The following is a 19,109-nucleotide window of genomic DNA, read 5'->3' as shown; positions in this document are numbered from 1 at the left end:
AGTGCGGTCATTTTTTGCTAAGTTTTCCCAAATACCCCATATTTTTTATTGTTCTCAACTCCGGAAAAAGGGATAATAAACAGCTTGTATTTTGTGGCGGGCTTATTATATGACGGATTATATTTTATTGATTATTAGTACGGCGTTAATTAACAATTTTGTTTTGGTGAAATTCTTAGGACTTTGTCCGTTTATGGGGGTTTCCAAGAAAATTGAAACCGCTATCGGTATGGGGTTGGCGACCATGTTTGTGTTGACCGTGGCATCACTTTGCGCCTATTTAGTTGATCATTATATTTTGACCCCGTTAGACGCCAATTTTTTACGTACATTAGTGTTTATTTTAGTGATTGCGGTCGTGGTTCAGTTTACGGAAATGGTGATCAATAAAACCAGCCCGACGCTATATCGTCTGTTAGGTATTTTTTTACCATTGATTACCACCAACTGCGCAGTTCTCGGCGTGGCGCTATTAAATATCAATTTGGCACATAACCTAACGCAATCCGTGATTTATGGTTTCTCGGCATCCTTAGGTTTCGCTTTAGTTTTAGTCTTATTTGCGGCGTTGCGCGAACGTTTGGCGGCAGCGGATGTGCCGAGAGCCTTCCAAGGCCCTTCCATTGCATTGATTACCGCAGGTTTAATGTCCCTCGCATTTATGGGCTTTACCGGATTGGTGAAAATATAATATGACAACAATTTATTATGTGCCGATAATGATCGCTATATTGGCATTGATTTTCGGTTTAATTTTAGGTATCGCGTCCATTAAATTGAAAGTAGAAGCGGATCCTATCGTGGAAAAAATTGATGCTTTATTGCCACAAAGTCAATGTGGGCAATGTGGCTATCCGGGATGCAAACCTTATGCGGAAGCCATTGCTAATGGTGATGTGATTACAAAATGTGTACCGGGTGGTCAACCCTTGGTGGTGAAAATTGCTGATTTATTGGGAGTGGAGGTACCGGCGACGGAATTTGCCGAAGATCCTGTTCCTAAAGTTGCCTTTATTGATGAAAATATGTGTATTGGTTGTACTAAATGTATTCAAGCCTGTCCGGTGGATGCGATTATTGGTACGAATAAATCCATGCACACCATTATTGCTGATTTATGTACCGGTTGTGAACTTTGCGTAGCACCTTGCCCGACGGATTGTATTTCCATGATTAAAGTTGAGAAAAATATTGATACTTGGGATTGGCAATTTGATCCAAATTTGGTCATTCCTGTGGTCAATAGGACCTCGGTGGAGAAAAAATTGGTGATTGGAAAGTAAGGAACGCAGAATGAGTAATGTATTAACCCGTTTCAATTCCGGTAAATTATGGGATTTTAAAGGTGGGGTTCACCCGCCGGAAATGAAATCACAGTCCAATCAAACGCCAATCAAAGCGGCTAAGCTAGTTGAACGTTTTTATATTCCGATTAAACAACACGCAGGATCTGCCGGTAATATTTTAGTTCATGTTGGCGAGCATGTATTAAAAGGTCAGGCATTAACGCAGGGCGAAGGACTGCGAGCCTTGCCGGTACACGCGTCCACTTCCGGAACAGTGGTAAATATTGCGCCCTATGTTGCCGCTCACCCTTCCGGATTGCCGGAAATGTGTATTGAAATTCAAGCGGATGGTCAAGATAAATGGTGTGAACGTGAGCCTATCGACGATTTTTTAACCCATACGCCGGAACAATTAATTGAAAAAATTTATCGTGCCGGTATTGCCGGATTGGGCGGTGCGGTTTTTCCGACTGCTGCGAAAATTCATTCGGCAGAAAAACAAGTTAAATTATTGATTATCAATGGTGCGGAATGCGAACCCTATATTACGTGCGACGATCGCTTAATGCGAGATTATCCCCATGAAATTATCGAGGGAAGCCGTATTTTACGCTATATTTTGCGCCCGGAAAAAGTGGTGATCGCCATTGAAGATAACAAGCCTGAAGCAGTGAGTGCGTTGAAAGCAGTTTTACAAGGCGCTAACGATATTGAAATTCGGGTTATTCCAACGAAATATCCATCCGGTGCGGCAAAACAATTGATCCAAGTGTTAACCGGTATGGAAGTGCCGAGCGGTCAGCGTTCGTCCAGTATTGGAGTGTTGATGCACAATGTGGGAACCGCATTTGCGATCAAACGTGCGGTGATGGATGATGAGCCTTTGATTGAGCGTGTGGTGACCTTAACCGGCGATAAAATTCAACAAAAAGGTAATCAATGGGTGCGTTTTGGTACGCCAATTGTCGCCTTGTTGCAACAAGCGGATTATCGTTATGACGAGCGCTTTCCCGTCGTTATGGGGGGACCTATGATGGGATTTATCCTGCCAAATTTAAACGCACCGGTGACCAAGCTTACCAACTGTTTATTGGCGCCCGATCATTTTGAATATGCGCCGCCGGAGCCGGAACGTTCTTGTATTCGTTGTTCGGCTTGTTCGGATGCTTGTCCGGTAAATTTAATGCCACAGCAACTTTATTGGTTTGCACGCAGCGAAGATCATGAAAAATCCCAACAATATTCCCTAAAAGATTGTATTGAATGCGGGCTTTGTGCTTATGTTTGTCCAAGTCATATTCCGTTAACTCAATATTTCCGTCAAGAAAAAGCCAAAATTTGGGAAATTAAAGAAAAAGCGAAAAAAGCGGAAGAAGCGAAAATTCGTTTTGAGGCGCGCCAGGCACGTTTAGAAAAAGAAGAATTAGAACGCAAAGCGCGTTCGCAACGGGCAGCGGAAAATCGTCGAGAAGAATTGGCAAAACAAAAAGGCGAGGATCCGGTTAAAGCTGCCTTGGCGCGTTTAAAAGCGAAACAAGCCAAGGCGGATTCATCGGTTAAAATTAACGAAATTAAAACGATTGTCGGTACTAAAGGGGAAATTTTACCTGACAATAGCGACATTATGGCAGCACGTAAGGCTCGTCGTTTAGCACATCAACAGGCAGAGGAAACACTACAAAGTGCAGTGGAAAATTCCGCAGAAATGAGAGTATCTTCAATGAATGAAAAAACAGCAGAAAAAAGCACCGCACTTGAAGATAAAAAAGCCGCGGTTGCCGCAGCGCTTGCCCGTGCGAAAGTGAAAAAATTAGCCGCACAGCAAAATGAAGCCGAGCAAGGCGAAGCGGAAAAAGGCGGGGAAGTTTCAGCCGCAGAAAATGTAACGGATGCGGAAAAAACGGTTACAACGGATCCGAAAAAAGTCGCGGTTGCCGCAGCGATTGCCCGTGCAAAAGCGAAAAAATTAGCTGTGCAACAGGCAAAAGATGCCGAATAAAATCAAGATAAATAAGGTGTTGTCATGTTTAAAATGGTAAGTTCTCCACATACACATTCGGGCAAATTTACTGCTCGGATTATGTTGTGGGTGATCGGGGCGATGATTCCGGCGATAATTACACAAGTGTATTATTTCGGTCCGGGCGTGCTTGTGCAGGCAAGTTTGGCTATTGTATGGGCGCTGGTAGTGGAATTGATCGTGACATTTTTACGCAAAAAGCCCGCATTATTTTATATTGCGGATTGCAGCGTGGTATTAACTGCATTAATTTTATCGGTAGCGATCCCGCCTTATGCGCCTTATTGGATTATTTTGATCGGTATTTTTTGTGCTGTTATTTTAGGAAAACACGTGTATGGCGGATTGGGACAAAATCCATTTAATCCGGCAATGGTGGGATATGTGATTTTATTGATTTCTTTCCCATTGCAAATGAGTACTTGGTTGCCGCCGATTAACTTATTAAATGAGCCTCCAACGCTGGCGGATACGTATTCCTTGATTTTTCAAGGCGCAACCACTGACGGATTTAGCTTGGCACAACTTACCGCATCAATTGATGGTGTGACACAGGCGACACCATTAAACGAAGTCAAAACCTTAGCCACTAAATATACCGAGGGTTATCCTGTGGGGTTGTATGGGGAGATGCTACGTTCGCCAATTTTTGATCATGGCGATTTTGCTTTGGGTTGGTGGCAAGTGAATGTGGCATTTTTATTTGGCGGTATTTTCTTAATTTGGCGCAAAGTAATTCATTGGCAAATTCCGCTGGCAATGTTATTGATGATGACATTATTGGGCATGGGATCGAGTGTGTTTTCTGCAGGATTACATTTATCGTTTAACGCGCAGTGGTTAAGTGGTGCGACCATGTTCGGTGCCTTTTTTATCGCTACTGATCCGGTGACCGCTTCGATTACGCCGAAAGGAAAATTGGTATTCGGTGCGTTAGTCGGTTTGCTGGTGTATCTTATTCGCTATTATGGCGGTTATCCGGATGGTGTCGCGTTTGCGATCTTATTGGGCAATATTTGTGTTCCTTTAATTGATCATTACACCCGACCTCGAGTTGCAGGTCATGTGCGGGGTACTCGTTCATGAATATGACAAAAATGAGTGCTAAATACAGTTTATTATTGGGCGGTGTGGCGTTGGCTTGTACCGCACTTTCTACCGGGATTTATTTTTTAACCAAAGATAAAATTGATGAAGTGGTTGCCAAGCAGCAACAAGCGTTGTTATCCGAAGTTATTCCCGCACAATATCATGACAATGATTTGCTGCAAAGTTGCTATGATTTAGAGAAGTCGGCGCTGAAAAATTCGAGTATTGGTAAAATTTGCGTCGCAAAAAAGGATGGTAAAATTAGCGCTTATGCTTATGAAACCGTTGCGCCGGATGGATATTCAGGCAATATTCGTTTATTGGTAGGATTAACACCACAGGGCGATGTGCTTGGCGTTCGCGTCATTGAACATGCGGAAACGCCGGGGTTGGGCGATAAAATTGAATTGCGCATTTCCGACTGGATTTTGTCGTTGAGCAATCAAAAAATCAGCCAAGATACCTTATCTGATTGGGCGGTGAAAAAAGACGGTGGGAAATTTGATCAATTTGCCGGCGCGACTATTACGCCACGTGCGGTAGTGAACCAAGTGAAGCATTCGGCGCTATTTTTACTTGATGAATTGCGACATCATGATCAAACAAAACGGTTAAATGAAAAATAATGACGACAGAAAACGGTATAAAAATTGACCGCGCTTTAGAAAGTGATGTGTCAGATTTGGCGCAACCTTCGTCGGAGATACAAAGTGCGGTGGAAAAAAATGCAGAAAAAGGCATTTGGTTGCGTTTGTTTAAGCAAGGTATTTGGCAAAATAACCCGGGATTAGTGCAATTATTGGGGCTTTGTCCGTTGTTGGCTGTTTCAGGATCGGCGACCAATGCGCTCGGATTAGGATTGGCGACGGTGATTGTGCTAATGTGTACGAATACGATTATCTCATTATTTCGTAAACATATTCCGCAACAAATCCGCATTCCGATTTATGTCATGATCATTGCTACGACGGTGACTATGGTGCAATTGATGATGAACGCTTATACTTATACCCTTTATCAATCCTTGGGGATTTTTATTCCGTTGATCGTGACCAATTGTATTGTGATTGGGCGAGCGGAGGCTTTTGCTTCTAAAAACTCTGTTGCGCACGCGCTTTTTGATGGTTTTTCCATGGGGCTTGGGATGACCTTAAGTTTGTTTGTATTGGGTGGGGTGCGTGAAATTATTGGCACCGGGAAATTATTTATTGGCATTGAAAATTTATTGGGAAGTTGGGCAACAGAATTACATCTTGAATTATTTCAAGTAGATAGTCGCTTTTTATTAGCGATTTTACCGCCCGGCGCGTTTATTGGCTTAGGCTTATTGTTGGCTCTTAAAAATATCATTGATCGAAAAGTAAAATGAATAAGCAAAAACGTATTGAAATTTTAACCCGCCTACGGGAACAAAATCCGCATCCGACCACTGAATTAAATTACCATTCGCCCTTTGAGCTGTTAATTGCGGTGATTTTATCGGCGCAAGCGACGGATAAAGGCGTCAATAAAGCTACAGCCAAGCTGTTTCCGGTTGCCAATACGCCGCAAGCTATTTTAGATCTCGGCGTAGATGGTTTAAAAGATTATATTAAAACGATCGGGCTATATAACAGCAAAGCGGAAAATATTATTAAAACTTGTCGCGATTTGGTGGAAAAATATCAAGGCGAAGTACCGCAAGATCGTGAGTCCCTGGAAAGTTTAGCCGGTGTTGGGAGAAAAACTGCCAATGTAGTATTGAACACCGCCTTTGGGCAACCGACCATTGCGGTGGATACACATATTTTTCGTGTGTCCAATCGTACCGGATTTGCACAGGGAAAAGATGTTGTGAAAGTTGAAGAAAAATTGCTTAAAGTAGTGCCTGATGAATTTAAAACCGATGTACATCATTGGTTAATTTTACACGGGCGTTACACTTGTATTGCCAGAAAACCGCGCTGCGCTTCTTGCATTATTGAAGATTTATGTGAATTTAAAGATAAAACCGAAATATAAAACAGGAAAAATTATGACGACAACAAAACAAGAAAGACAAACCTGGTCAAGCCGCTTAACCTATGTGCTTACTGTCGCTGGGGCTACGGTCGGGTTCGGGGCGACGTGGCGTTTCCCTTATTTAGTTGGTGAAAACGGGGGAGGAGCTTATGTATTGCTGTTTTGTATTGCTATGTTGGTTATCGGTATTCCTATGATTTTAGTGGAAAATGTCATTGGACGCCGTTTACGGGTTAATTCCATTGATGCCTTTGGCGATCGTTTAGATGGCAAAGTCTCAAAAGGTTGGAAAGTTTTAGGATATATGGGGCTGCTCGGCGCTTTTGGTATTATGGCATATTATATGGTACTTGGCGGCTGGGTGATGAATTACATTGTGAATTTAATCAGTGGTGAATTGGATATTTCCACGGTGATCACTAAAGAATATGCCAAACAATTTTATGATGAAAGTATTACCAACAGCCCTTGGCATATTATGCTTTATACGCTGATTTTTGTATTAGTTAATTATGTTATTTTGGCAAGAGGAATTATTGGCGGAATAGAGCGCGCAGTAAAATATTTGATGCCATTGCTTTTTGTCTTTTTGATTGGTATGGTGATTCGCAATGTGACCTTGCCGGGTGCTGCTGAAGGGATTGTTTATTATCTCAAACCGGATTTTTCCAAAATCACGCCACAACTTTTTATTATGGTACTTGGGCAGGTTTTCTTTGCTTTAAGTTTGGGCTTTGGCGTGTTGATCACCTTATCCAGCTATCTTAGTAAAGAAGAAAATCTGATTCAAACCGCGGTAATCACAGGATTTACCAACACGATTATTGCTGTTCTTGCCGGATTTATGATTTTCCCGTCGTTATTTAGCTTCGGCATTGAACCTAACGCGGGGCCAACTTTAGTTTTTCAAAGTTTGCCGATAGTATTTTCTCATTTATGGGCAGGGCGTTTCTTTGCGATAATTTTTTTCAGTTTATTATTAATAGCGGCATTGACTACCTCAATTACTATTTATGAAGTCATTATTACGTCATTGCAGGAAAAATTACGAATGCGTCGTGGTAAAGCGATTATTTTAACTTTAAGCGGTATTTTTATATTGGGCAATATTCCGTCAATTTTAAGTGATAATTGGTTAAAAGAGGTGACTTTCTTTGGGCGTAATATTTTCGATACTTTTGATTATGTCAGCGGCAATATTTTATTTATGCTCACTGCCTTAGGCTGTGCTATTTTTGTCGGTTTCGTATTAAAGGATGATGCAAAAAAAGAGCTATCCCAAAATCCGAACTCTCTAGTAACGACGATTTGGTTTAATTATGTGAAGTTTATCGTTCCGCTGATTATTATTGCGATTTTCTTGAGTAATTTGGTTTAAGTTTCAAACTTTTGAAGTTAAAAACGGTTAAAGTGCGGTAATTTTTTATCAAATTTTTTATCTGATCGTGCCGTAAACCTAAGTCCTTTAGGGCGTGGATATAAAATGGAGTATAATCATGCATGCTGACAAAGATACGCTTAGGCTTTCTCAATGACGGCATTTCAGGGGAGGACATCGCCGTAGCGCTTGTGAAGTGAACCGCATAAGCGGTAAGCCAAAGAACCCACCGAGAGTAGCCCGCAGTTTGCTGTGGGAGCCGGTAGGAATCCCTCGCCTTTAGGCAGGGGACGATGTCAAAGCGTTTACACTGAATGATGAGAGCATTCATGACAAATAAAAAATACCGGTTAATTAAAACCGGTATTTTTGTTTATATTTTATTTTGCAATCCGTTTATATTTCATACGGTGTGGTTGGGTTGCGTCAGCACCGAAAGTTTTCTTCTTCCAGTCTTCATAATCAGAGAAGTTACCTTCATAGAAGGTGACTTTGCCTTCGTCACCGTAGTCAAGAATATGCGTGGCGATACGGTCTAAGAACCAACGGTCGTGGGAAATTACCATGGCACAGCCGGGGAATTCTAAGATCGCATTTTCAAGTGCGCGCAAGGTTTCAACATCTAAGTCGTTGGTCGGTTCGTCCAATAATAAGACGTTGCCGCCGGCTTGTAATAATTTAGCCAAATGTAAACGACCGCGTTCACCTCCGGATAATTCGCCGACACGTTTTTGTTGATCGACGCCTTTGAAGTTAAAGCGTCCCACATACGCACGACTTGGGATTTCAAAGTTACCGATGGTTAAGATATCTTGCCCATTCGATACTTCTTCCCACACGGTTTTCTTATCATCCATGGTGTCACGGAATTGATCCACCGATGCCAAAACCACGGTTTCCCCTAAGATAATCGAACCGGAGTCCGGCTGTTCTTTGCCGGATAACATACGGAAAAGGGTTGATTTACCCGCTCCGTTTGGTCCGATAATACCGACGATAGCGCCTTTTGGAATGCTGAAAGAAAGGTTATCAATCAGTGTGCGTTCGCCATAGGATTTGGTTAAGTTATTCACCTCGATCACTTTATCTCCTAAACGTGGACCCGGTGGAATAAAGAGTTCATTGGTTTCGTTACGTTTTTGATATTCGCCTGAATTAAGTTCTTCAAAGCGAGCCATACGTGCTTTGCTTTTCGCTTGGCGACCTTTCGGATTTTGGCGTACCCATTCTAATTCTTTTTCAATGGATTTTTGACGTGCCGATTCTGCGGCTTGCTCTTGAGCTAAACGTTTTTCTTTTTGTTCCAACCAAGAAGAATAGTTTCCTTCCCAAGGAATACCTTCGCCACGGTCAAGTTCTAATATCCAACCGGCGACGTTATCTAAGAAATAACGGTCATGAGTAATCGCCACGACAGTGCCTTCGTAGTCGTGTAAGAAGCGCTCTAACCATGCCACAGATTCGGCATCTAAGTGGTTGGTTGGTTCGTCTAACAATAACATATCTGGTTTTTCAAGCAATAAACGACAAAGCGCTACGCGACGGCGTTCACCACCGGATAAGTGTTCAATTTTAGCACTCCAATCTGGTAAACGTAATGCATCAGCGGCACGTTCTAATTGGTTTTCCAAATTATGTCCATCATGAGCTTGAATAATGGCTTCAAGATTGGCTTGTTCCGCCGCTAATTTGTCAAAATCAGCATCCGGATCGGCATATAACGTGTATACTTCATCTAGGCGTTTTAAGGCGTTGCTTACTTCCGCTACGGCTTCTTCAATGGCTTCACGTACGGTTTGTTGCGGTTCAAGTTTTGGTTCTTGTGGGAGATAGCCGATTTTAATTCCAGGCTGTGGACGCGCTTCTCCTTCGATCTCTTTATCTATCCCCGCCATAATGCGCAATAGGGTTGATTTTCCTGCTCCGTTGAGTCCTAAAACCCCGATTTTAGCGCCGGGAAAGAAACTTAATGAAATATCTTTGAGAATATGACGTTTCGGCGGTACCACTTTACCTACTCGGTGCATCGTATAAACAAATTGTGATGACATAAATTTTCTCATTGTTAGATTAAAAAAAGTGCGGTCATTTTACTTGAAATTTATTGGTTTTGTAAGTTTTTAGATAAATAAAATTATTTACAAAAATATGTATATAACATATTGTATTTTATAGCATTTATTTGAGTTTTTTTGTAAGCGCGCAAAATATTTTGCATAGCGTGAATTTTAAATGCTATGCAAAATATTTCGATTTTACAGCGGATTTTAATTAATCTTTTATTTTAGTAGTAGTCCATTGCTCACGTGTGGCGGGCGTATCTGTTAGCCCATTTTTAACAATGAACTCTTTAAAATCTTCATAATTGAATTCGATTAGAACTGCATCAAAATCGAGGGTTAATGTCCTCGCTAAATTTTGACTGAATTTTCACTCAAGATAACTTGAACAGAAATCGGGGGTCGGATAATAAATAACCGCCACTTTTTTGGCTTTATTTCTATCTTGACCATTAACAAATTGGAGAATTATTTCTCTTCGTTTTTCAAGTAAAAAATTTATTGTTTTTTCAACATCTTCCTTAATTGATCGCTCACCGGTTTCCCAAAATGTCCATGAGAGTTGGTGAACATGCCCAATATGTTCAGCAGCCTCATATTGGGACATACCCAACAATTCACGTGCAACTTTTGGGGTGCAGATCATTATTCCGCCTTTTTTGTTTTTTATACAATGCCCGTTATTTTTAGACTTACTTATTTACCGTAAATACCGTAATTGCGGTGATTGAAATATTTTTTGAACAATTTTTTCATTACTCCCCTCCGATAACGCTGATATTTTTTCGCCGATAAAAATATCAACCAATCTTTTAACGCAAGCTCCGATAAAGACAATATCAATGAAGCGACAATTTTCGATAAAATGTGCTGATCTTTCACACAAATTTCCGCGTTTTTTTCATCAATTTCCGCTGTCAATAAATGCAACGATTTCGCATTAAAATCATAAGGCAACTGCGAGGTTAACCCGATAATCTCAAAAAAACGGTTGGCGGCTTCAAAACGTATTTTTCTTGCGGTACTGATCTGTTGTTGATTATGCATTGAGGAAGTCTGATTTTCGTGAATACGATACTGTAGCAACACGTCGGGAAGGTTTGCTAATTGCCCGATTTTACTGATTTCAAGCCATAATTTATAATCTTCCGCTTTCGGATAATGTTCATCGTAACGCAATCCGTTACGGGAGAAAATTTCGGCTCGCATAACCATCGTCGGGTGTGCCATCGGATTGTCGAAAGGCAAGGTGCGGATAATGTCATCGTGTTCTGTCGGATATTGAAAAATTTCGCCGTTTTTATAGATTTTAGCCAGTTTTCCCGTGTTTGATGATAAAATTTGTAACGAACCGCCCATTGCGAAAATGTGCGGTTCGTTTTCCATTCTGTTGAGAATTTTTTCAATCCAATCCGGCACGATAAGATCGTCTGCATCCATTCTGGCAATATAATCCCCTTTTGCTAAGTTCAATCCTTTATTCAAGGTTTTGATAATCCCGATATTTTTTTCATTATGAATAATCCGCAAACGGGTATCGCTTTTGGCAAGTTGATTTAGAATTTCGCCGGTATTATCTGTTGAACCGTCATCGATCACAATAATTTCAAGATGCTTATAAGTTTGTGCAAGTACGGAGGATAGGGCTTCTCGAACATAAGAGGAAACATTATACGCAGGGACAAGAACAGAAACCAATTTATTCATATCCATTTATTCACACCAAAATCATTTTTATGTTATATTCTTGTATAATATCAGAAAAGTCGATCATTGAGAATGAAGCATGAAAAAAACAACAGACATTCTAATTATTAATTTAAAAAACGCAATATTACGCCGTGAATTTATGGCAAACCAATTTGAAGATTTAATCTCAAAAAATCCCAATTCTCCACTCAATTACGAATTTTTTACCGCAATTAACGGAAAAGACAATCCGCATTATCCGCTTTTTTTTAAATATAACGAGCAAGAACGCTACCTAAGGAAAGGCAGCCGAATGACCTTAGGTCAATTAGGTTGTTTTGCCAGCCATTATTTGGCGTGGGAGAGATGTTTTGTTGAAAATAAAAACTACATTATTTTAGAAGATGATGCTATTTTGCAGGAAAATTTTATGGATGTTTGGCAATTTTGCGGATCACCCGAAAATCAATTTGAGTTTTTTTGGTTGACACATTCCAATGCTCGAAAACGCAAAATAAAGCCGATTGCTTCTCTGCCGAACAGTGATACAAAATTGGAACGGCATTATTTTGGCTACAGTAACGCAACGGGATATTTTATCACGCCGCAAGCCGCTAAAAAGCTTTTGGATTACGCAGATGAGTGGATCTATGATTTGGATATTACCATGGATCGATATTACGAAAACGGGTTGGACTTTTTAGGTGTTAATCCGCCTTGTGTCAAACCCGATTACAGCAAAGAAAGCCAAACCCCAATAGAAAAAGGCAAATCACAACGAACTTTAAAAATTAAGTTTCGCCGTGAAATGTCCAATTTATCCGATCACATCAAACGCCTATGCTACTGGCGGAAAAATAATTAATGTGATAACGGATATAGTAATGAAAAAAGTACGGTAGGCGTTAAGAAAATAAAACCGTTCGACGTTTTCCGCCTTCTTTATACTTTCTTTTAAGGCGGAGAATTTCACGCAGTAATTTTTGTAAAACGGTATGCTTTACTTCAACTTTTTCCTTTCCAATTCGTCTTTCTTCTTCAAGTTGGCTGGAAAGCACGGAATATTGTTTATTGAGTGCTAATTCTTGTATCGCAATCGCCGGATTCAGCTGATAAATTGTGTATTGATTAAGAAATTGCTCAAAAAGCATTCGATCGATTTCTGCAATTTCCACGACTTCAAGTTTATACATGATTTTTAAGAAAGTTTTTGCCGCTTGGTAGGAAATAATATAATTTGCCGCACCATAATGAAGCGATCTTAGCCGCTCAAATTTTCTTTTTTGAAATTCAACAATATTCGTTTTCTGTAACCGTACTTTCATTAATGAGGTTTCCAATTTTAAAACAAAAAAATCCTTGAAATCAAACCGCTCTTTTAACCAATCGTCTTTCTTTAAAAAATCCGCCGCATTATCGCTTAAAACAACATCGTCTTCAAAAATACAAATATACGGGAGTTGTTCATCGACGCATTTTTTCCACAACAAAAGATGACTCATAAAACAACCTTTCTCGCCTTTGGTTAAAGCGGTCTGATTTAAATTCGGGATGAGTTGATCGATAAGACTTTCGCCCCCCTCGGAAAAATCAAAGGCATCAAAAAAACGAAAATCAATCTGTTGGGAAGAAAAGGTTTTTTCAATATGTTTCCGTCGTAAAACGGCACTTTTTAAACTAATGACATAATTTTGCATATGATTCACCTATCTCAAAAAATTCTTGTCTAATAAATGCCATACCGATAGCGGTATTCTATTTCCTTTATTTTTTGTTTTATTTTCAGTAAGAACGATCTCTTTGTATTTATCGTCCAATCTTTAGGGCGATTTTCCAATTGCTCAAAAAGTTCGACAAATTTTGATGCTTTTAATGCTGCACACTGATTTTGGCTATGCCATGCTTTTTTCGGTCCTAAAAAATGGGAAACAGCAATCGGCATGGTTACCTTTTCTTCCGGTTTTAACGGTATTTTAGATTGCCTTTTCTTTCTCAAACGGGAGAAAATATTAAAATTAAAGTTATATCTTAAATCTAAATAGTTGACATCATTTTCAAAGATATGATTCAACATATCTTGATCTTGGTAAAGAAATTCAATGTGATTGTCTTGACAGTATGTTGTCCAATCCATCGCTCGTTTAAAAACATTTTTAGTCTGCCATTTTTCAACACCAATCAACAATACGCCGGTATTAAAATAATAATGAGATGAAGAAAACCCTAATTTTTCTTTGTAATCCGATTTGGAAGGTTCAATAAAATTGTCATAACACGCACCGATGGATTTTCCGCCTAAATCGGTTTTCCACAACGGATAAAGACTTTGGTGTACCAAAATATCTATATCCAAATAAATTAATCTTTTAAGCGAATAAACTTTTAAATAATCGGCTAATTTTAATCGAATATAGGTTGCGGCAGAAATATAGCCTATAGTATTCGGTAAATCTGCCAATTCACCGAGATCAACTTCAATAATTTCCAATTGGCAATGATAATGTTCGACCAGTTTCTTTAAATAATGTTTATTGTCCTCAGAAACACCGGCACTTAATAAAAAGAATCGAATTCGTTGATTGGTTGCAGAATTAAACTCGGATTTTAAAATACTTGAAAGCGTTACCGCCAAATAAGGAGCATAATTATTATCGCAACTAAATAGAATATTCATTTCTTTTCTTCCTGTACTTGATAAAACTTCACAACTCTTAGTCTTCTTAGCATCCGTTTTTCTTTCCATTTTCTCTTAAAACGGTAAAGCTCACGGGACAATTTCTGCCAAATCGTTTTTTTTGTTAGATTTTTCACCTTTGCTCTTTCAAGGGATCTTTCTTCTTCAATTTGACTGGAAAATAACGCATTTTGCTGATTTAACTGTAATTCTTGTATGACGATAGCAGGATTGATTTGATAAACTGTATAATCATTGAGAAATTTATTGAACAGAATATGATCAATCGGTAAAAGATCGTCTATGCTCAATTGATGCACGGTTTCTAACAGGGTCTTTGCTGCCTGACGGGAAATAATATAAGCTGCCGTACCGTAATGAGTCGATTTTAATCGTTCAAATCGCTCTCCCTGAAAAGAACTTATCGGCACATTTTCCAATCTGATTTTCATTAAAAAGGTTTCCAATTTTAAAACAAAAAAATCCTTGAAATCAAACCGCTCTTTTAACCAATCGTCTTTCTTTAAAAAATCCGCCGCATTATCGCTTAAAACAACATCGTCTTCAAAAATACAAATATACGGGAGTTGTTCATCGACGCATTTTTTCCACAACAAAAGATGACTCATAAAACAACCTTTCTCGCCTTTGGTTAAAGCGGTCTGATTTAAATTCGGGATGAGTTGATCGATAAGACTTTCGCCCCCCCCCTCGGAAAAATCAAAGGCATCAAAAAAACGAAAATCAATCTGTTGGGAAGAAAAGGTTTTTTCAATATGTTTCCGTCGTAAAACGGCACTTTTTAAACTAATGACGTAATTTTGCATACATTTACGGTTTATTATTGGTAAGAATTTTGTTCGGATTGTAACAATATTTTTTGATAAAAAATACCGGTTTAAGGTTTTTTTGCATGTTAGTGTTACAAACATTATTAAATTTTACCGCATTGTCAGCAAAACATTTGCGCTTTAAGTCTTGATATTTACCGCTATCACTTTCGGGTTTCCCGATTATTTTGTTGAACCGAAATATGTCATTCCTTATTTATGAGCTATACAAAGCAAACAAAAGAAAGTCAATAGGATCTTTCAACATATATCTTCTTATATCTTCTTTTTTAATCCCAACTTTTTTCCTTAACTTAAATTAAGTTAAAAAAACGCAAAATTTTAATAAAAAATTGATAGTTTTTTTAAATATGGGATTGTACAACCGCATACAATTGCGGTAGCTCTGCCCGTTTTTAGGCTATCGGGGCTTTAATTCACTATAACGGTATAAATCCGTTGAGTGGTGACATGTTCCTCGTTATCAATTAGCGGGGTATTTTTTTTGACTAATTAATAGGTTATTTATGATTATTTACCGCAATAAATCAATTCAATCATTTTCTAAGAACGTTAAATTAATGTCAGTCGCTGTTGGAGCGACATTAATTTCTACCGCTGTAGCTGCAGCAATTCATACCTCTATTACCAAGGGAGAAAACGCAGAGGCAAATAACTACGGTATTGCCGCCGGTTATAATGCAAATGCAGGAGTTCAAGCTATTGCAGTGGGTAGATTAGCTAAAGCAAGCAATAATTTTTCAGCGGCAATAGGTGATACGGCAGAAGCAAAAGGGATATCATCTTATGCTTTTGGTAGAAATACTTATACCAATAATTGGGCAAATGCTTTTGGTGCACAAGCAAAAGCAAAAGGAGAGATTTCTACTGCTATTGGTTGGGATGCCGAAGCTAATGGTTTGCGTTCACAAGCAATTGGCGCGCAAGCAAAAGTGTACGGTGATCGTTCATTAAGTGTTGGTAACGATGTACAAACACATAAAGAATATTCATTCTCAATTGGTAGTAATGTAGTAAACAAAGGAACTAAAACTACCGTTATCGGTCGTAATATTGACGTTAGCACTGATAATTCCGTCTTCCTAGGCGATAGTTCCGCTTACACTGCACCAAGTAACACTTCAGGCATCGGTAAAGTTACCGGAGATTACGCCGGCGTAGAGGCTAAAGGCGTGGTATCTGTGGGAAGCAAAGGCAATGAACGCCGTATCCAAAATGTGGCGGCGGGGTTGGTGTCTAAAACGTCGACCGATGCCATTAACGGTAGCTAACTGTATGCGACAAACGAAAGAATCGAGCATATCAATAAAGAGTTGAAAGCGGGGATAGCGACGGCGATGGCGTTTAAAAAAAAACGTTTGTGGCGGGAAAATGGAGCTATGCGGCTGGGGCGGCTCACTATGGCGGTGAACAGGCGGTTGCGGTGTCTTTCGGAAGAACGGCGGAGAGCGGCAATTGGTCGTTATTCGGTGGGGTTTCCAAAGCGATAAGAGGCGATGTGGGTTTCCGTGTCGGTGTGAGCGGTGTGTTTAATTAAGATTGATTGAACGCTAAATTGGTGGCAATTGCCACCGATTTCAGACCGCTGACAAACCTTTGGACATTTATCTGGAGGTTTGAGCTAATAAGCATATCGAACAGAGGAAATGCTTATGCTCAAAAATACCCAATCCCCTCAATATGAGTTCAAGAGGATAAGTCTTGAACAGCTCGTACCTAAAGACCGTTTTGTCCGTAAAATCAATAAAGCGATTGATTTCGAATTTATTCGCGATGAAGTTGCACACCTTTATTGCCAAGATAATGGTCGCCCTGCAGTCGACCCTGTTCGCCTATTTAAAATTATGCTACTTGGCTACATTTTTGGAATTAAAAGCGAACGCCAGCTCGTCAAAGAGATTGAAGTCAATGTTGCTTATCGTTGATTTGTGCGAATGTCTTTCGCGAATAAAAACAAGTATCGCAATGAAGAACGTGAAGTGCGAGTAAGTCAATACATTGAACAACCGAATGCCGATATTGCCACAGAGCGAGAGGTATACGGAAAAAAGCCGTTAAAGGCAACTGAAACAGTCAAAAAAAGGATACTAAAGTCAGTAAAACCGACCTTGAGAGCGGTTTTATGACACGAGATGGAAAACCGAAAGGTTTTTTCTATCTTGACCATCGCACCGTGGAAGGCAAACACGGCATTATTTTAGATACCTTCGCAACCGCAGGGAATGTTAATGACAGTCAACCCTATATTGCACGCTTGGATGCCGGTTTAAATTATTTTTCCTTCAGACCTAAAGCTGTCGGATGTGGTAGCAGATAGGGCTTTAAGTATTTTTGCCAAGGAAAAAGTGTCTATTGTGTCCGATAAAAACACGTATTACCAAAACGAAGAAATCACTAAATTTATTCGGATATTCAGAACGATGCTGATTACTTGGGTTCGAGTTTGGGTGTCGGCGGCAGTATGATAGCAGGCGATGGAAAGAACCCAAAAGAAATTGGGGTTATGAAACTGATGAATATGGGAAAAATGTCGACGTAACCACTGAAAACAAAGACGGCTCAAAAACAACAGAATTACAAGGAAAAGCGACAGGTAATCTGCACCTTAATCAATTAGTTTTCCTCTAATGCTTAAGGTGCAGATACTGTCTGGCTTTATGTTTTTATCGCCCTGAATAATAACCGCCCATAGCGCTATAAACCGCGTTTTCATTTTGAATAACGCTATATTTGGCGTTTAAAATAGAAAGTTGCGAATTTTTCTCGGTATTGGCGGCGGTTAACCAATCTTTCAACTCGGATAAACCGGCATCATAGCGATTTTTGTAGTATTGGGTAATACGTTGGTTGTAAATATAGGTTTGTTGTAAATTGGATAAATTTTCACGCGATTGGGTATAAGCGTAGTAGTTTTTATCCACATCATTTAATGCGGTCGTGATACTTTGTTCAAAATTCACTAGCGCTTGTTCATATTTAGCTTCGGAAAGTTTCACATTCCATTTTACCTTATTCCAACTTAAGAACGGCAAACTGATTGTCACTGTTCCGGCGGCAAAACCGGTTTCAAAGGCGTTATTAACATGAGTCCCGCTGGAAGAAAGGCTTCCGCCAAGCGTGATGCTCGGGAACCAGCTTTTTTGCATAGCTTTTGCATCTTTAAATGCACTGTTTAAGCGATATTGTGAGGCTTTTAAGTCAGGGCGATTGGCAATAGTAGAAAGTGGAACATTTAAATTTACGCCGGTATTTTTCACATTTAAAATATGCGGATATTTCACGTTTAGCGCATCGCTTGGTTTTAAGTTAAGTAAATTACGCAAGGCAGATTCAGTATTTTTCTTCATGGTTTTATAATTAATCAAGGTATTACGTGCAGTCAATACTGCTTGTTGTGCTTGGTCGGTACTGGCGCTGTCAGCGACTCCTTGACTTAATTTATTTTGCATAATGCGGTTAATTTGCGAGTAATAATTAATTGTTTGATTCGTGACATCAATCGCATCATTTAAATATGCCAACTGATAATAAGTGGTGACCACAGCATTAATTAATGAAATACGTGCGGTTTCCATATCTTGTTGGGTGGCAGCATGGAACCATTCCGCGGCTGATGCGGTATCAGCTAAACGACGCCATAAATCCACGGTATAGCTGACTTCTAATGCGCCGGTGTGAGAAAGGGTTGACTTGCCACCATCAGTAATATTTTTTCGCGCTGAAGAACTGGTACTTCCGCTAAAATTCGGCACAAGATCGGCGCCGACTAAATTGGCTTGGTATAATGCCATATTGACGGAAATAGCTGCTTTTGCCAAATCTTTGTTACTCGCAAGCGCTTGTTCCACTAAGCGGTTAAGCTGCGGATCGCGGTATAATGTCCACCAATTCTCTTGAATATGATATTGTTGGGTTAAGTCTTGATATTGTTGAAAATCGGCTTGAGCATTATTGTACGAATCGTCAAGATTGGCACAACCAATTAGGGCAGTAGAAAACATCACGCTCAACGTTAATTTACTTAGTTTTAACATCTTTTTTTCCTTTAAAGTCATGGGAAA

Annotated in this window: 18 protein-coding genes and 1 pseudogene; 12 read left to right on the top strand and 7 right to left on the bottom strand. The window is 39.7% G+C overall.

Annotated elements, in window-relative coordinates:
• Positions 1-109: 109 nt before the first annotated feature.
• Genes rsxA through CFY87_RS06485 form a run of 8 tightly spaced genes read left to right on the top strand, consistent with a single transcriptional unit; the run spans position 110 to position 7,774 of the window.
• Complete coding sequence (gene rsxA, locus CFY87_RS06520) at positions 110-691, top strand: electron transport complex subunit RsxA (RefSeq protein WP_094946427.1); 582 nt, start codon at positions 110-112, stop codon at positions 689-691.
• A gap of 1 nt (position 692) precedes the next feature.
• Complete coding sequence (gene rsxB, locus CFY87_RS06515) at positions 693-1,283, top strand: electron transport complex subunit RsxB (protein WP_094946426.1); 591 nt, start codon at positions 693-695, stop codon at positions 1,281-1,283.
• A gap of 10 nt (positions 1,284-1,293) precedes the next feature.
• A complete protein-coding gene (gene rsxC, locus CFY87_RS06510) occupies positions 1,294-3,285 on the top strand; it encodes an electron transport complex subunit RsxC (protein WP_094946425.1) in 1,992 nt (663 codons plus the stop codon).
• Between the two features lie 24 nt (positions 3,286-3,309).
• Positions 3,310-4,392 (top strand): electron transport complex subunit RsxD, encoded by a 1,083-nt coding sequence (gene rsxD / locus CFY87_RS06505; RefSeq protein WP_094946424.1) that lies wholly within the window; start codon positions 3,310-3,312, stop codon positions 4,390-4,392.
• Positions 4,389-5,021: an electron transport complex subunit RsxG gene (rsxG, locus tag CFY87_RS06500; RefSeq protein ID WP_094946423.1), complete on the top strand. Its 633-nt coding sequence runs from the start codon at positions 4,389-4,391 to the stop codon at positions 5,019-5,021. The genes rsxD and rsxG overlap by 4 nt, the downstream gene beginning before the upstream one ends.
• Positions 5,021-5,764, top strand: coding sequence for an electron transport complex subunit E (locus CFY87_RS06495; RefSeq protein WP_094946422.1), 744 nt, complete (start codon positions 5,021-5,023; stop codon positions 5,762-5,764). Before rsxG ends, CFY87_RS06495 begins: the two co-directional genes overlap by 1 nt.
• Positions 5,761-6,396, top strand: coding sequence for an endonuclease III (gene nth / locus CFY87_RS06490; RefSeq protein ID WP_094946421.1), 636 nt, complete (start codon positions 5,761-5,763; stop codon positions 6,394-6,396). The genes CFY87_RS06495 and nth overlap by 4 nt, the downstream gene beginning before the upstream one ends.
• Before the next feature lie 13 nt (positions 6,397-6,409).
• A complete protein-coding gene (locus CFY87_RS06485; RefSeq protein WP_094946420.1) occupies positions 6,410-7,774 on the top strand; it encodes a sodium-dependent transporter in 1,365 nt (454 codons plus the stop codon).
• Positions 7,775-8,154: 380 nt separating this feature from the next.
• On the opposite strand, the gene ettA is transcribed toward CFY87_RS06485, so the two are convergent.
• From ettA to CFY87_RS06470, 3 genes are all read right to left on the bottom strand, one after another.
• Positions 8,155-9,825: an energy-dependent translational throttle protein EttA gene (gene ettA / locus CFY87_RS06480; protein ID WP_094946419.1), complete on the bottom strand. Its 1,671-nt coding sequence runs from the start codon at positions 9,823-9,825 to the stop codon at positions 8,155-8,157.
• A 379-nt stretch (positions 9,826-10,204) separates the two neighbouring features.
• On the bottom strand, positions 10,205-10,480 hold the full coding sequence (locus CFY87_RS06475) for an Aca2/YdiL-like domain-containing protein (protein ID WP_094946418.1): 276 nt from the start codon (positions 10,478-10,480) through the stop codon (positions 10,205-10,207).
• A 50-nt stretch (positions 10,481-10,530) separates the two neighbouring features.
• A complete protein-coding gene (locus CFY87_RS06470; RefSeq protein ID WP_094946417.1) occupies positions 10,531-11,547 on the bottom strand; it encodes a glycosyltransferase family 2 protein in 1,017 nt (338 codons plus the stop codon).
• 73 nt (positions 11,548-11,620) lie between these two features.
• On the opposite strand from CFY87_RS06470, the gene CFY87_RS06465 reads away from it, so the two are divergent.
• Positions 11,621-12,388 (top strand): glycosyltransferase family 25 protein, encoded by a 768-nt coding sequence (locus CFY87_RS06465; protein WP_094946416.1) that lies wholly within the window; start codon positions 11,621-11,623, stop codon positions 12,386-12,388.
• 40 nt (positions 12,389-12,428) lie between these two features.
• On the opposite strand, the gene CFY87_RS06460 is transcribed toward CFY87_RS06465, so the two are convergent.
• Genes CFY87_RS06460 through CFY87_RS06450 form a run of 3 tightly spaced genes read right to left on the bottom strand, consistent with a single transcriptional unit; the run spans position 12,429 to position 15,024 of the window.
• On the bottom strand, positions 12,429-13,220 hold the full coding sequence (locus tag CFY87_RS06460; protein WP_094946415.1) for a glycosyltransferase family 25 protein: 792 nt from the start codon (positions 13,218-13,220) through the stop codon (positions 12,429-12,431).
• Positions 13,221-13,249: 29 nt separating this feature from the next.
• Positions 13,250-14,197 (bottom strand): glycosyltransferase family 8 protein, encoded by a 948-nt coding sequence (locus CFY87_RS06455; protein ID WP_158216621.1) that lies wholly within the window; start codon positions 14,195-14,197, stop codon positions 13,250-13,252.
• A complete protein-coding gene (locus CFY87_RS06450) occupies positions 14,194-15,024 on the bottom strand; it encodes a glycosyltransferase family 25 protein (protein WP_094946413.1) in 831 nt (276 codons plus the stop codon). The genes CFY87_RS06455 and CFY87_RS06450 overlap by 4 nt, the downstream gene beginning before the upstream one ends.
• Before the next feature lie 584 nt (positions 15,025-15,608).
• On the opposite strand from CFY87_RS06450, the gene CFY87_RS06445 reads away from it, so the two are divergent.
• The 3 genes and pseudogenes from CFY87_RS06445 to CFY87_RS06440 all read left to right on the top strand — a co-directional run.
• Complete coding sequence (locus CFY87_RS06445; RefSeq protein ID WP_236757373.1) at positions 15,609-16,319, top strand: hypothetical protein; 711 nt, start codon at positions 15,609-15,611, stop codon at positions 16,317-16,319.
• Positions 16,320-16,408: 89 nt separating this feature from the next.
• Positions 16,409-16,585, top strand: coding sequence for a YadA-like family protein (locus CFY87_RS12250; RefSeq protein ID WP_236757372.1), 177 nt, complete (start codon positions 16,409-16,411; stop codon positions 16,583-16,585).
• Between the two features lie 115 nt (positions 16,586-16,700).
• A pseudogene (locus tag CFY87_RS06440) lies at positions 16,701-17,350 on the top strand (transposase); the annotation flags it as partial.
• Positions 17,351-17,711: 361 nt separating this feature from the next.
• Here the strand turns inward: CFY87_RS06440 and tdeA are convergent.
• Entirely contained in the window at positions 17,712-19,082 is a 1,371-nt protein-coding gene (gene tdeA, locus CFY87_RS06435; RefSeq protein ID WP_094946412.1) for a toxin/drug exporter TdeA, read from the bottom strand.
• Between the last annotated feature and the right edge of the window lie 27 nt (positions 19,083-19,109).

This window comes from Actinobacillus seminis, assembly GCF_002263215.1.
Taxonomy (GTDB): domain Bacteria; phylum Pseudomonadota; class Gammaproteobacteria; order Enterobacterales; family Pasteurellaceae; genus Actinobacillus_B; species Actinobacillus_B seminis.
Note: the sequence above shows the minus strand (reverse complement) of the source record. Positions and strands in the feature narration are given on the sequence as shown.

What these genes read in the sequence shown, in the direction of transcription:
- CFY87_RS06470 (WP_094946417.1), bottom strand. Translation starts at nt 11,547, where the DNA reads ATGGATATGAATAAATTGGTTTCTGTTCTTGTCCCTGCGTATAATGTT.
- CFY87_RS06460 (WP_094946415.1), bottom strand. Translation starts at nt 13,220, where the DNA reads ATGCAAAATTATGTCATTAGTTTAAAAAGTGCCGTTTTACGACGGAAA.
- CFY87_RS06445 (WP_236757373.1), top strand. Translation starts at nt 15,609, where the DNA reads ATGTCAGTCGCTGTTGGAGCGACATTAATTTCTACCGCTGTAGCTGCA.
- CFY87_RS06455 (WP_158216621.1), bottom strand. Translation starts at nt 14,197, where the DNA reads ATGAATATTCTATTTAGTTGCGATAATAATTATGCTCCTTATTTGGCG.
- CFY87_RS06485 (WP_094946420.1), top strand. Translation starts at nt 6,410, where the DNA reads ATGACGACAACAAAACAAGAAAGACAAACCTGGTCAAGCCGCTTAACC.
- rsxD (WP_094946424.1), top strand. Translation starts at nt 3,310, where the DNA reads ATGTTTAAAATGGTAAGTTCTCCACATACACATTCGGGCAAATTTACT.
- rsxA (WP_094946427.1), top strand. Translation starts at nt 110, where the DNA reads ATGACGGATTATATTTTATTGATTATTAGTACGGCGTTAATTAACAAT.
- nth (WP_094946421.1), top strand. Translation starts at nt 5,761, where the DNA reads ATGAATAAGCAAAAACGTATTGAAATTTTAACCCGCCTACGGGAACAA.
- ettA (WP_094946419.1), bottom strand. Translation starts at nt 9,825, where the DNA reads ATGTCATCACAATTTGTTTATACGATGCACCGAGTAGGTAAAGTGGTA.
- tdeA (WP_094946412.1), bottom strand. Translation starts at nt 19,082, where the DNA reads ATGTTAAAACTAAGTAAATTAACGTTGAGCGTGATGTTTTCTACTGCC.
- CFY87_RS06465 (WP_094946416.1), top strand. Translation starts at nt 11,621, where the DNA reads ATGAAAAAAACAACAGACATTCTAATTATTAATTTAAAAAACGCAATA.
- CFY87_RS06450 (WP_094946413.1), bottom strand. Translation starts at nt 15,024, where the DNA reads ATGCAAAATTACGTCATTAGTTTAAAAAGTGCCGTTTTACGACGGAAA.
- rsxB (WP_094946426.1), top strand. Translation starts at nt 693, where the DNA reads ATGACAACAATTTATTATGTGCCGATAATGATCGCTATATTGGCATTG.
- rsxG (WP_094946423.1), top strand. Translation starts at nt 4,389, where the DNA reads ATGAATATGACAAAAATGAGTGCTAAATACAGTTTATTATTGGGCGGT.
- rsxC (WP_094946425.1), top strand. Translation starts at nt 1,294, where the DNA reads ATGAGTAATGTATTAACCCGTTTCAATTCCGGTAAATTATGGGATTTT.
- CFY87_RS06495 (WP_094946422.1), top strand. Translation starts at nt 5,021, where the DNA reads ATGACGACAGAAAACGGTATAAAAATTGACCGCGCTTTAGAAAGTGAT.
- CFY87_RS06475 (WP_094946418.1), bottom strand. Translation starts at nt 10,480, where the DNA reads ATGATCTGCACCCCAAAAGTTGCACGTGAATTGTTGGGTATGTCCCAA.